The 317-nt window shown below is 47.6% G+C and carries 1 protein-coding gene; it reads left to right on the top strand.

From position 1 onward, the window contains the following. A partial coding sequence (locus A3757_RS04490) for an ABC transporter transmembrane domain-containing protein (protein ID WP_255374971.1) occupies positions 1 to 317 on the top strand: 317 nt, incomplete at both ends.

The following is a 317-nucleotide window of genomic DNA, read 5'->3' as shown; positions in this document are numbered from 1 at the left end:
ACAACTAGCTGATAATGAACTATCCCTGCTCGTTGTACCTTTGGGCTTATTACTCGCCTACGGTCTGGTACGGCTGATGAATGTGTTACTAGGCGAAATCCGCGACACCCTATTCGGACGCGTGACCGAAAGAGCGATGCGTCGCGTAGGACTAAAAGTTTTCGAGCACCTTCATGCATTAAGTCTAAGCTTTCACTTGAACCGCCAAACGGGTGGTTTATCTCGCGACATTGAGCGCGGCACAAATGGCATTAGTTTTTTGATGCGCTTTCTGGTGTTTAATATTGTCCCCACCTTTCTCGAACTGTTTCTGGTCA

The sequence above is a fragment of the Oleiphilus sp. HI0117 genome (assembly GCF_001635235.1).
The sequence above is the reverse complement of the archived record's forward strand: the minus strand, read 5'-3'. Positions and strand labels throughout refer to the sequence as shown.